Source organism: Rhizobium sp. BK289 (assembly GCF_014193575.1).
Lineage (GTDB): Bacteria > Pseudomonadota > Alphaproteobacteria > Rhizobiales > Rhizobiaceae > Rhizobium > Rhizobium tropici_C.
The window spans coordinates 147,751-160,791 of the sequence record NZ_JACHZO010000002.1 but is presented as its reverse complement, the minus strand read 5'-3'; the positions used below and the strand labels follow the sequence as shown (position 1 = coordinate 160,791).

Annotated in this window: 7 protein-coding genes; 6 read left to right on the top strand and 1 reads right to left on the bottom strand. The window is 61.8% G+C overall.

Translation table 11 applies throughout. From position 1 onward, the window contains the following. Positions 1-13: 13 nt before the first annotated feature. The 5 genes from FHT84_RS04530 (at position 14) to FHT84_RS04510 (ending at position 5,178) form a co-directional block, all read left to right on the top strand. Positions 14-775 carry a sugar phosphate isomerase/epimerase gene (locus FHT84_RS04530; protein WP_169645082.1) on the top strand — a complete coding sequence of 254 codons (762 nt, stop codon included), beginning with the start codon at positions 14-16 and terminating at the stop codon, positions 773-775. Between the two features lie 11 nt (positions 776-786). Next, complete coding sequence (locus tag FHT84_RS04525; protein ID WP_112339987.1) at positions 787-1,920, top strand: Gfo/Idh/MocA family oxidoreductase; 1,134 nt, start codon at positions 787-789, stop codon at positions 1,918-1,920. Positions 1,921-1,990: 70 nt separating this feature from the next. Beyond that, positions 1,991-3,022 (top strand): L-glyceraldehyde 3-phosphate reductase, encoded by a 1,032-nt coding sequence (gene mgrA, locus FHT84_RS04520; RefSeq protein ID WP_112339986.1) that lies wholly within the window; start codon positions 1,991-1,993, stop codon positions 3,020-3,022. An 81-nt stretch (positions 3,023-3,103) separates the two neighbouring features. Beyond that, positions 3,104-4,714, top strand: a complete 1,611-nt coding sequence (locus FHT84_RS04515) for a glycoside hydrolase family 43 protein (protein ID WP_183761361.1) — start codon at positions 3,104-3,106, stop codon at positions 4,712-4,714. 137 nt (positions 4,715-4,851) lie between these two features. After that, positions 4,852-5,178 carry an RcnB family protein gene (locus tag FHT84_RS04510; protein ID WP_112339984.1) on the top strand — a complete coding sequence of 109 codons (327 nt, stop codon included), beginning with the start codon at positions 4,852-4,854 and terminating at the stop codon, positions 5,176-5,178. Between the two features lie 139 nt (positions 5,179-5,317). On the opposite strand, the gene FHT84_RS04505 is transcribed toward FHT84_RS04510, so the two are convergent. After that, the gene (locus FHT84_RS04505) at positions 5,318-12,064 is read right to left on the bottom strand and encodes a hypothetical protein (protein ID WP_183761364.1); all 6,747 of its coding nucleotides are present in this window, start codon (positions 12,062-12,064) and stop codon (positions 5,318-5,320) included. A 492-nt stretch (positions 12,065-12,556) separates the two neighbouring features. On the opposite strand from FHT84_RS04505, the gene FHT84_RS04500 reads away from it, so the two are divergent. Further along, entirely contained in the window at positions 12,557-12,925 is a 369-nt protein-coding gene (locus tag FHT84_RS04500; protein ID WP_112339982.1) for an Hpt domain-containing protein, read from the top strand. Positions 12,926-13,041 lie beyond the last annotated feature (116 nt).

Here is a 13,041-nt window from a genome sequence, read left to right as displayed (position 1 = left end):
TGGAGGACTATTGATGACGAAACTTGGATTTCAGATTTACAGCGCCCGCAATTTCCAGCCCTATTCGGAGATCTTCGTCAAGCTCGGCAAGGCCGGCTACGCCGAAGTCGAAGGCTTCGGCGGCATCTATGCCGATCTCGATGAGGCGGGCCTCAAGAACCTGCGCGCCGAACTCGACAAGAACGGCCTGCGGATGGCAAGCGGCCATTTCAGCCCGGATTTCCTTGACGGCGAAGTGCAGAAGTCGCTGACCATTGCCAAGACGCTCGGCATGGATTCGATCTATGCGCCGCATATCGCTGCTGATCAGCGCCCGAAGGATGCCGCCGGCTGGCGCGCCTTCGGCAAGCGCCTGCATGAAATGAGCAAGCCCTACAAGGATGCGGGCTTCGAATTCGGCTGGCACAACCACGACTTCGAATTCGTCAAGCAGGCCGACGGTTCGCTGCCGATCGAACAGATCTTCGAAGGCGCTCCGGATATTTCCTGGGAAGCCGATATTGCTTGGGTCATCCGTGGCGGCGGCGATCCCTTCGCCTGGATCGAAAAGCTCGGTCCGCGCATCACCGCCGTTCACGTGAAGGACATTGCGCCGGCGGGCGAGAACAAGAATGAAGACGGCTGGGCCGATGTCGGACACGGCACTGTTCCATGGGCAAGGCTGCTCAAGGCGCTCGCCGGCACCAAGGCCAAGCACTTCGTCGTCGAACATGACAATCCGAGCGATGTCGATCGTCTGATCACGCGCTCCATCGCATCCTTCAAGAGCTTTTGAGGCATTTCCACATGGCTAAGGAACTTGGCGTCGGCATCATCGGATGCGGCAACATCTCAACGACCTATTTCTCGCTCTCGCCGCTCTTCAAGGGCCTGAAGGTGCTGGCCTGCGCGGATATCAACATGGATGCGGCGCGTTTGCGCGCCGAGGAATACAAGGTCAAGGCCCAGACCATCGACGAACTGCTCGCCAATGACGAGCTCGACGTCATCGTCAACCTGACCATCCCGGATGCGCATTTCCCCGTTTCCAAGCGCATCCTCGAAGCCGGCAAGCATGTCTATTCCGAAAAGCCGCTCGTGCTGACGCTGGAGCAGGGCGAGGAGCTGCGCCGCATCGCCAAAGAGAAGGGGCTGGCAGTCGGCTGCGCTCCCGATACCTTCCTCGGCGGTGCGCATCAGCTCGCCCGCAAATTCATCGACGACGGCGGCATCGGCCGTGTCACTTCGGGCGCATGCTATGTCATGAGCCCAGGCATGGAAATGTGGCATCCGAACCCGGACTTCTTCTTCCTGCCCGGCGGCGGCCCGATCCTCGATCTCGGCCCTTACTATATCGCCAATCTGATCAACCTGATCGGCCCGGTGAAGCGTGTTGGTGCGATGACCTCCATGGCATCGCCGACCCGCACCATTACCAGCCAGCCGCGTCATGGCGAGATCATTCCGGTTAAGACCCCGACGACGATCCAGGCGCTGTTGGAATTCGTCAGTGGCGCCCGGATCACGCTGACGGCGAGCTGGGATGTGTGGTCGCACCGCCATGCCAATATGGAGCTCTACGGCACCGAGGGCTCGCTCTACGTGCCCGATCCGAACTTCTTCGGCGGCACCGTCGAGGCGAGCGGCCGAGACAAGGACATCAAGCCGCTGGAAAATTGGGCGCATCCTTTCGGTATCGCCAATCAGGAAAGCCCGAGCGGTCCGCGCGCCAACTATCGCACGGCCGGCCTCGCCGATCTTGCTGCCTCGCTGATCGACGGACGTGATGCCCGTTGCTCGCTCGATCGCACGCTGCATGGCGTCGATGTCATGACATCGATCCTGAAGTCGGGCGAAGAGGGCCGTTTCATCGATCTCAGCACGACCTGCACGCAGCCGGCAGCGCTTGGCATCGAAGAGGCTCAGGCGCTCTTGAAGTAGGCGCTGGAAGAGCTAGTTTGCGCGCGGGTGACCAACCCCGCGCGCTTTTTCATCTCGAAGGAATTCCATCATGGCCTGGCAACCGGCATCCGATCGCTATTCAAAAATGAAGTACAACAGGACCGGCCGTTCCGGTCTCAAGCTGCCGGCGGTCTCGCTGGGGCTCTGGCACAATTTCGGCGGCGATACGCCGCATGACCGCAAGGTCGATATGTGCCGCACGGCCTTCGATCTCGGCATTACCCATTTCGACCTCGCCAACAATTACGGACCGCCTCCCGGCAGCGCCGAGACGGCGTTCGGCGAGATTCTTCGCACCGATTTCGCGGGCTTGCGCGATGAGTTGATCATCTCCTCCAAGGCAGGCTATGACATGTGGCCGGGTCCCTATGGCGAGTGGGGCAGCCGCAAGTATCTGATTGCCTCCTGCGACCAGAGCCTGAAGCGCATGGGCCTCGACTATGTCGATATCTTCTATTCGCACCGTTTCGATCCGGATACGCCGCTGGAGGAGACCTGCGGCGCGCTCGACCATATCGTTCGCTCGGGCAGGGCGCTCTATGTCGGCATTTCCTCGTATAATTCGCAGCGCACGCGCGAGGCTGCCGCCATCCTCAAGGACCTCGGCACGCCATGCCTGATCCATCAGCCGAGCTATTCCATGCTCAATCGCTGGGTCGAGGATGACGGTCTGGTCGACACGCTCGAAGATCTCGGTATCGGTTCGATCGTCTTCTCGCCGCTGGCTCAGGGCATGCTCTCGACCAAGTATCTCGGCGGTATTCCGGACGACAGCCGCGCGGCGCAGAACCACTTCCTGAAGCGCGACTTCATCCGCCCGTCGATTATCGACAACATCAGAAAGCTCAACGAGATCGCAGAGAAGCGCAACCAGACGCTGGCGCAGATGGCGATCGCCTGGGTTCTGCGGGGCGGCCGCATCACATCGGCTCTGATCGGCGCCAGCCGTTCGTCGCAGATCGTCGATTGTGTCAAGGCGCTCGATAATCTCGACTTCACGGCCGAAGAGCTGAAGCAGATCGATGTCTATGCCAAGGAGGCCGACATCAATCTCTGGGCCAAATCCGCCGAACGCGATTGATCATCCCAAGGCGCCCGGAACCGGTTTCCGGGCGTTTTACCTTAATTGCCGCTTGTTACGGTCTCCGGAGGAGAGAATTTCATGATCCGCAATCCGATCCTGCCGGGCTTCAATCCCGACCCGTCCATTTGCCGCGTCGGCGAGGACTACTATATCGCCACCTCGACATTCGAATGGTATCCGGGCGTCCAAATCCATCACTCCCGCGATCTGGTGAACTGGACGCTCGTGAGGCGGCCGCTGGAGCGCGCTTCGCAACTCGACATGCGCGGCGAACCCGATAGCTGCGGCATCTGGGCGCCCTGCCTCTCTTACGCGGACGGGCTGTTCTGGCTCATCTATACCGACGTCAAACGTTATGACGGCAATTTTAAAGATGCCCATAACTACATCGTGACCTCGCCGACCATCGAAGGCGAATGGTCCGAACCGGCCTATGTCAACTCCTCCGGTTTCGACCCGTCTCTGTTCCATGACGATGACGGCCGCAAGTGGTTCGTCAACATGCAATGGAACCATCGTACCGAGAGCTATGGTGGCTCGCCGAAGACACCGGCCTTCGACGGCATCCTGCTGCAGGAATGGGACCCGGCGACGAAATCGTTGAAGGGGCCGATCAGGAACATTTTTGCCGGCACGGAACTGGGGCTGGTCGAGGGGCCGCATCTCTTCAAGCGTAACGGCTGGTACTACCTGACCACGGCGGAGGGCGGCACCGGTTACGATCATGCCGTGACCATGGCCCGATCCCGCGATATTGCCGGGCCGTACGAACTGCATCCGAACAAGCACCTGATTACCTCGAAGGATCATCCGGAGGCGGCGCTGCAACGTGCGGGCCATGGCCAGTATGTCGAGACGCATGACGGGCAGTTCTACCATACGCATCTTTGCGGGCGGCCTCTGCCGCCGCATCGTCGCTGCACGCTCGGCCGCGAGACGGCTCTGCAGAAATGTGTGTGGAAGGAGGATGGCTGGCTCTATCTCGAAAACGGCACCAGCGTTCCAGATGTCGAGGTCGCAGGCTTGAACGGTGCCGTGCTGGTCCAAAAGCCGCGCCGCAGCGGTTACAATTTCGATGAGGCCAGACTGCCGATGGATTTCCAATGGCTGCGCACACCGCAGCCTGAACGCATCTTCAGCGTAACGGAACGTCCTGGCCATTTGCGGCTTATCGCCCGCGAGAGCATCGGTTCCTGGTTCGAGCAAGCGCTTGTCGCCCGCCGGCAGGAGCATCACAGCTTTCGGGCCGAAACCGTCGTCGATTTCGAGCCCGACACCTATCAGCAGGTCGCTGGCCTGACGCATTACTACAATCGCTTCAAGCTGCATGCCATTGCCGTGACCCAGCACGAGAAGCTCGGCCGCTGCGTCACCATCATGACCTGCCCGGGCGATTATCCGAACGGCCGCCTGAGTTTTCCGATCGAGGGCGGGGTTGCCGTGTCCGATGGAAGGATCCAGCTTGCCATGGAGGTGCGCGACAACGACCTACAGTTCTTCTGGCAGGCGGAAGGGATGGGCGCATGGCAGGCTATCGGGCCGGTCCTCGATGCCGGCGTCATCTCGGATGAGGGCGGGCGCGGCGAGCACGGTTCCTTCACCGGTGCTTTCGTCGGCATGTTTGCCTTCGACACATCCGGCCGGGCAAAGACAGCGGATTTCGACTGGTTCAACTACGATGAACTGTGAGGGCGATGACTTCCGGCAATGCAATGGAAAACCTGCCTGCCGTCGCCTCTATTACGGAATTGTAATTCGACTGTCAGACTCGTTTCATGTCTGTCACGGTAAGTTCGCGTGCAGATTCTGAAATGAGGAAACAACCAATGAGAAAAATCTTCACCGCCCTTCTTGCGGCTTCCGTTCTGGCGATGCCGCTGGCTGCGACAGCGCAGGTCAAGCCGGCTCCTGCCGGCAAGCAGGCCGTCGTTCAGAAAGAGGCGGTGAAGAAGAAGGTCGTTATCCGCAAGGGCGGTTGGGTCAAGGGGCGCCGCCTGTCGGCCTCCGACCGCCGCCGCGCAACGGAAATCGACTACCGCGCCTACCGGCTGTCCACGCCTCCGCGCGGCTATCACTGGGTTCGCCTCAAGAACAGCTTCCTGCTTGTCGGCATTACCAGCGGGCTGATTTCGAAGGTGCATGAGGCCCGGTAAATCGGGCGCAATCATTGGCAGGCGAAGCAGGGGCGGCCTTCGGGACCGCCCTTTTTCATGCCGTCAAATGGGAAGAAGGCATTGAATCAAAACCCCGGCTCTCGAGCCGGGGATTGAGTATTCGTTTCTTATCTTTGCCTCAGTTCAGGCGGCCGGCTGCGTGGGCCAGCATCGTGTAGACCTTGCCGGTATCCGACGTGAGATAGGATTGCGTGACGGTGCGATCGCGGTCCGTACGCTGGACATCGGCGAGCAGTTTTTCGAAATCGGCGATGTAGCGATCGACTGCCGTGCGGAATTCGGGCTCGCGGTCATACTTGCGCTTGATTTCGTCAAAGGTCTGCTGGCCCTTGAGCGTGTAGAGGCGGCGGGTGAACACATCGCGTTCGCCACGCTGGTAGCGGCGCCACAGGTCGACCGACGCGTCGTGATCGATGGCGCGGGCGATATCGACCGAGAGCGAGTTCAGCGATTCCACGACATGGCGCGGATTGCGTGCGGCGGGTGCCGGTTCCGCCGGTGCTTTCGATGTTGCCTGGCGCGCCGGCTGCAGACCGGCGTTTTCGTCACGCGAGGCGCCACGCAGCAGGTCGCTGATCCAGCCGCCGCCGGCTGCTTCCTGGCGGGCAGCGGCTGGCGTTTCGACGGGACGTTGCGGCTGAGCCGCCGGACGCTCTGCGGGGATGGAGCCGCGCAGACCCAGGGACTCGATCGAAGGCTGCTGCGGCACCGGCTGCTGGGGGGCAGGCTGCTGCGGTCGGGGAGCGGCGGCAGCCGGAGCCGGGGCGGGAGCCGCCGGCTGCGGGCGCTGGGCCGGCTGTGCATCCGCCAGAGCGCGGGCCGACGGCTCGGAAATCTCCAGCTGCTGCGTCGAGCGGCCAACGATCTGAGAGATATCCTGCAGCGCCTTGATTTGTTCGGCGACGGCGCGGCGCATGGCAGCAGCGCTTTCCTTCGCTTCTTCCGGAAGGTCGAAGGCACCGCGCTTCAATTCGCTGCGGGTAAGGTCGAGTTCGCGGCGAATATCGCCGGCCGAGCGACGGATCTCGTCCGTCGCACCGGCGAAGCGGCCGATAGCGTCATCGACGGCGACACGCAGCGTCTCGCGCAGCTGCTGTGCGGCCGTATCGGAAGTCTTGCCGGCATCGGCGAGCATCTGCTCGACCTCGGAGAGCGACGCCGTGAGGCCGCCGCGCAGACGGTTTGTCAGTTCGCTGGAGCGGCGTTCGGTATTGGCGAAGGTGCTTTCGACAGCCTGGCTCGCGTCCTCGCCGGCCTTGTGCAATGCGGCGCGCATGTTCTCCGCGGCATCTTCGGCGCGCTTCTCCGTCTCGGAGAGGACACGACCGATGTCTGCGAAGGAGGATTGGACACTCTGGCGCAGATTGCCGGTGACCTGATTGGAGCGCTGCTCGGCACGGTCGAAGGCGGTTTCCACCATGGTGCCGAGGGCGCGCATGGTGTTCTCGATCTCTTCCGATCGCTGAACGAGGCCGACGGCAAGGTTCTGCAATGCTGTCTCACGCTCTTCCAGCGTCGAGACGAGGTTCGACTGTGCCGCACCGAGAAGCTGGGAAGCCTGCGTCAGAACCTTGGAGTGATCGTCGAAGCGGCCGACGATACTGCCGACCTGCGACAGCGTCTGGCCGGTGATTTCGGACAGCTTGTCGACCTTGCCTTCGAGAAGGCGGCTGGAGGCTGAAACCATCTCGCCGGCTTTCGCCGCGGATTCGGCGAAGCGCGTCGACGTCGCGGTGAGACGATCGTCAACGGTCGCGAACTCGGTCGCGGCATTGGTCAGCAGTCCAGCGATCGCGGAATTGTTCTCGGCGAGGCGGGCGATGATGCCGTTGACGCTTGCAAGCAGGTTGTTCTCGAGCGCACTGACCGTATTGACCGCATGTTCCGTGCGCGATGCGATCGCGTTGATCAAGGCGGCATTTTCGGCGCGCAGGCGTTCCGTGCTTTCCTGGGCGGCTGCCGAGATCAGGGCTGCCGCTTCCTGGCCTGTTGCCGCGTAGCGATCGACGATCGGACGGGCTTTTTCGTCGATGAGGCGGGAGAGCTCCGTGGAGCGTCCAGCCAGCATCGAATTGAGCTCGCGGGTGCGCTCGTCGAGCGATGTGCGGATGGATGCGCCGCGGGCTTCCAGCGCGTTGTCGACGCCGGTAAGGGTTGCGTCGATCTCGCGGGCACGCTCTTCCAGGGAGGTGCGGATGGCCGTGCTGCGCTCGTCGAGCGCGCGCTCGACCTGTGCCATCGTGGCGGCAATCTGCTCGCTGCCGCCGGTCAGCGTATTGCGGATGGCCGCGCCACGCGCTTCCAGCGACTGTTCTGCCGAAGACAGGGCTTGCGAGATCGTGTTGACCTGGTTGCTGACGAGGCCTTCGGCTTCGGCAACCTTGTTGACGATTGCGTTGCCCGCTTCCGAGAAAGTCTGGGCGACAGCCGCGGCCTGGCTCGCCAAGCGGTTCTGTGTTTCCGAGACGCGATTGACGAGATCGTTGGAGCGCTCGGTCATGGCGCGTGCGAACGCGTCGCTGTGATTGCCGAGGTTGTCCGCGAACTGCTGGCCGGTATTGGCAAGCAGCTCGGCCGTACGCGTTGCCTCCGTATCCATGCCCTGGGCTGCATCGGCAACGGCCGTGCGCAGCGTTGTCGCGAGATTGGCGGCCTTGCCCTCGATCGTGCGGTTGACGGCTTCAAGGCCGACATTGAGGGCGCGATCCATGGTCGACAGGCGCTCTTCGATGCGGGCCGCGGCCTGGCTGCCGCTATTGTCGATCTGGGCGGCGCCGCTCGCCAGCGTTTCGGAGAGACGGTTGCCGGCCGCGTCGACCTGGGCCGTGACGCCCGTGACGCCTTCGTGGATCCGGTTCTCAAGAGCCGACAGGCTCGCCTCGACGCGGGAGCCGGTCTCGGCGAAGCGGCCGGTCATGCCCTCGATCGTCTGGTTGAGGTTGGACGAGAAGGTCTCGGCCGAACGCTGGATGTCGCCGGCGGCCTGCTGGATGCGGCCGGCAACGTCGCCCGCGCCGCTGTTAAGGCGTTCTTCCAATGTCCTTGCGCTTGCATCGATGGTCCGACGCAGCGATGCCTCGCGGTCCTCCAGCGACATTTCGAGCATGCTGGCGCTTGTGGCGATGGAGGTGCCGATGGCTGTCGTCTGCTCCATAAGCGTGTTGTCGATCTGCTCATGGGCGTCCCGCAGAGTCAGGCTGATCGCGTTGCTGCGATCTTCCAGTGTCGAGCGCATGCGCTCGTAGGCGGAAGCAAGGTTCTCGTCCATCTGAGACAGACCGACACCAAGCGTATTTTCGAGCTGGCGCGTCGTGGAGCCGAGAACGGTTTCGATACGATCGCTGCTGCTCCCGAGCAAGCCGGACAGGGCTTCTGTATGAACTGCGAGCGAGCGATCGAGACGATCCTGATTTTCGCTGTAGGCGGCACGGATTGCGTCCGCCTTGTCGCCGAAGGCGCCGGCAACCCGTGCTTCAGCGCCGGAGACGCTATCGAGCAGGGCATTGGCGCGCTCTTCCAGAGTGCTTTCGAAACGGTTCTGGTTTTCGGCGAGCGAGATTGCAAAGGCCATGCTCTTGTCATCGAGCGTATTGGTCAATGCCTCGTGGCCGCTGGCGACGGTGTGGGCAATGGCCTTGGCGCTGTTCTCCAGGGTTTCCTCGAGTTTCGCGTGGTTTTCCGAAAGGGCGATCGCCAGGGACATTGTCTTGTCGTCAAGGCTGTTGACGATCTTGTCGTGCGTTCCGGCAACCGTTTCGGACAGTGCGTCCAGCCGGCTTGATACGGCATCCTCAAGCCGAGACTGCGTATCGGAGAGGGAAATGGCGAGAGCCATCGCCTTTTCGTCCAAAGCATCCGCCAGAGCAGCATGATTGCCGGTGAAGGCGCTGGTGATCGCTTCGGCGCGGTTGGCAAGCGTGGCCTCGAGGCGGGAGTGGCCTGACGTCAGCGCGTCGGACAGTGCCTTCGTCCTGCTGTCCATCGTATCGGCAACCCGTTCGGCGTGGCCGGCGACAGTGTCTTCCAGTCGTGCCTGACCCTCCGAAAGGGCGATAGCCAGAGCCATCGTCTTGTCGTCGAGCGTGGTGGTGACCTGGTCGGCGTGACCCGAGATTGCGCCCTCAAGACGAGCCTGGCTTTCCGAAAGCGCAATGGCGAGCGCCATTGCCCTGTCATCGAGAGCGTCGACCAGGGAAGCATGATTGCCGGCAAACGCCTTGATGATCTCCTCGGCGCGATTGGCGAGCGTTTCTTCGAGGCGGCTTTGCCCGCTGGTCAGGGCGGCGGCAAGCGCGCCGGTCTTGCCGTCCAGCGTGTCGGCGACACGTTCGGCATGGCCGGAAACGGTTTCCTCCAGCCTTGCCTGGCTTTCGGAAAGCGCGATGGCGAGCGCCATGGTTCTGTCGTCCAGAGCGTTCGTGACGCTTTCGGCGTGGCCGGAAACGGTGCTTTCGAGACGCGCCTGACCTTCGGCAAGCGCGCGTGCGAACTCCTTGGTCTTTGCGTCCATGGTGCCGGCGACATGATCCGCGTGGCCGGACACAGCGTCTTCCAAGCGGGACTTACCTTCGGAAAGGGCGATGGCAAGCGCCATCGTCTTGTCGTCGAGCGTGTCGGCAAGCTTGCCATGCATATCGGTAACGGCGCCGGTGATGGCGTCGGCGCGGCTTGCCAGCGTATTTTCGAGGCGGAGCTGGTTTTCCGCCAGCGAAATCGCCAGCATCGATGTGCGTTCGTCGAGGGCGGCGGTCAGGTGCTCGTGAGAGCCGCTGACGGCATCGGTGATTGCCTGCGAACGCTCGGCAAGCGTTTGTTCAAACCGCGACTGGTTGTCGGTCAGCGCGCCGAAAAGCGCGCTGCTGCGTGCGGCCATAACGGCATCGATGCGTTCATGCGCGGAGCCAAGCGCCTGGGTGATTTCGCTCGTGCGGGAAGAGAGCGTGTTGTTGATCTCGCTGGCGCGGCCGGCAAAGGCCGTGGTGAGTTCTTCCGTGCCGCTTTGCAGCGCGGTCGAGACATCCCGCGTGACCCCTTGTACCGCCGAGGTGAAGGCGTCGGCATGCGAGGCGAGGGTGGTGTTCAGTTCGCTCGTGCCCGATGCCAGGGCGGAGGAAATTCCGCTGGTGGCATTCTGAAGCGCGGAGGTGATCTCTCCGGCCCTGGAACCGATTGCGCTTTCCAGCACTTCCTGGCCGGTCGCAAGAGTGGTCGCGAGCGCGAGAGACTGATCGGTGAGATGCGAGCCCAGACGTTCGATGCTGGAGGTCAGAATGCCTTCCAATGCATCCGAATTGCTGCCGAGGCTCTGATTGATGCGGGCCAGGCTTTCAGACAGCTTGCTGTCCAGCGAGCCGGCGCGCTTGTCGAAGGCGGAGGTGAATTCCGATACGCGTTCGTCGAAGGCGGTCGAAAGCTGCGCGATGGTCGACTGGAAGCGCTCGTCGAAAAAGCCGGAGCGCAGGTCTATATCCATGATGGCGTCATCGGCCGTCGACTGCAGGCTCTGACGGAAGCTCGCGCCCTTTTCATCGAGCGCAGTGTTGAGGCGGGACAGCACATTGTCCAGCGTCCCGGTGATGGACCGCTCGCCGCCGGTGAGGCTTTCGCTGATTTCCTTCGTGCGCGCGACCAGCGTTTCATTGAGCTGGCGGGCACGTTCATTGAGCGCGGAGTTCAGCTTTTCGGTGTTCGCGTCAAGGGTTGAGGCGCGTGTTTCGAAGTGGCCGAGCAGTTCCTTGCCGCGTTCGGAAAGGGTCGACGACAGGGATTCCAGGCGGGTATCGAATTCGTGGCTCAGCGCCAGACCGGAGGCATTGAGGTTCTGCAACAGGCTGTCGGTCTTGGCGGCAAGCAGCGTGCCGAGCGCCTCGACTGCAGAATCCGACTTTTCCATCAAGACGGCCGCGCGCGTGTCGATCATCGACGCGAAGGCTTCGCCCGAGGTGGAAAGGCGTACCGCGATCTCTTCGGTCGCCAGCGACAGATCTTCCTTGATCTGATCGTGTACACCGACGATCGACGAGCGGATTCGCTCGGCGTGATTGATGATCGCGTCGCGTTCGGTGCCGAGCTCGTGGACGAGGCCGCGTACGCGCAGTTCGTTGTCGGCGTAGCTGCGCTCCAGGGCGTTGACTTCGGAATGGACGAGGGTTTCCAGCTCGGTGGCGCGCGCAATGGTGCGCTCGATACCCTCATTCATCGCCGAGACTTCACGCCGTACCGCCTGGCCGACCGTCATGATGCGCTCGGAGGCGACCGTTTCCGGCTCGACCAGGCGCAAAGCGACTTCCGCCATGGAGCGGGCCGCGTTGCGCATGTCATGCGCGCGCGAGATCATCATGCCGAAAGCATAGAAAAGAAGGACCGGAACGATGATGCCGACGATGCAGGCGATAACGCCGGGCAGGGCGGCCAGATCGGCGAAGGAATGGATATTTCGGATCTGGGTGCCGTAGAGGAGGAAGGCGAGACCGGCGCCGCCGATGATCCAGAACAGCGAGAAGATCGTGGCATTGCGCACCGCCCGGCTCTGAGAGCCGCTGTCCAGCGCCTTCAGGATGCTGGCGGAACTTGCCCGATTGCCATCATTGGCAGCCGCAAGGTTGGGATTTCTCGGCGCCTCGGCGGAGCGAGGTGTTGCGGCGGGGGCTGCAGTGCTGCGCATGCCGCCGGTATTGCGGGCTGCATCATCCCTGCTCTGCTTTATCGGCTGTTTCGGCGGCTCAGACACTTTTTGCTCCGGGACATCGGGTGTAGGGGCACTGCGAGACTCCAAGCTCTCGTCACTGAAATCGATCTGCAGAGCTTCGTCCAATGCCTGGAAGGCCTTGTCCTCGACCGACTCGATGTACTTTTTGTTCGCCATGCGGTTACGCCTCGTTACAACTCACTCGGGCTTGCCGTGTCTTTTCCGGTAATTCCGCCGCTCCGGAAAAGACGACCCCTGCCTCCCGTTGGGTCCTCCGCTGTCGATCAATATCGAGGTTGGATTTCCCGTTACATTTCAGAGTGGATAACTGGTTTTTCAAACGGATGTTATGAAAACATTACCATCATCCACTTCCTGGGCAAAGACATGTGCCATAAGCCCAATTTACTAGTATCGTAGTGACACATTCCCCCAGTCATGACAATTAATTCCACCTTAAAGGCAGTGGATCGTTAAGGGCGCATTAACCCTGTTTGCCTGTTCAACGCCATGAAAACTCAAGATTTTGAGCATGTTTAACGGACGTTAACCATGTCTGGAGTTTTCGGCCCTCAATGTGCCAAAATTTAACTGGATGGCCATGCCCGGGCCGCAACTATGCGGCATGTCCCTAAAACAGTCACAGATAAATGACGGGAGCATTGGCACATGGCAGCTTTGAATATCGCGTTTGAATCTCCCGATAATTCGAGGGGCGCTGCCCCGTCGCGGGAGCGGGCGATCGATCTCGTCCATCTCGGCAAGCAAACGATGGGCGACAAGGCGCTGGAGGTCGAGGTGTTGCAGATGTTTGCGAGGCAGGCCCGTTCCTGCCTGCAGGAGATCGGCAGCGGTGACCCCAAGCGCATCGAGGCGGCATCGCATAAGCTGAAGGGGGCGGCCGGCGCCGTCGGCGCCTTCCGCGTGGCCGATGCAGCTGGCGCGCTCGAAAGCGATGCCGGCGATGCCGCGCGCATGGCGGCGGTAACGACCTGTGTCGTCGAGGCCGAGAATTTCATTCTGAAGCTCTCGCGCTGAACCGAGCCGCCTGAAGGTCAACTGAACTTGATGCCAGCGCCGCCAGACGGGTAGACCGTTTCGGCGGCGCAAATGTTGACTGCCCCAGCGATTTGTTGGAAGTAAAATTCCGATCA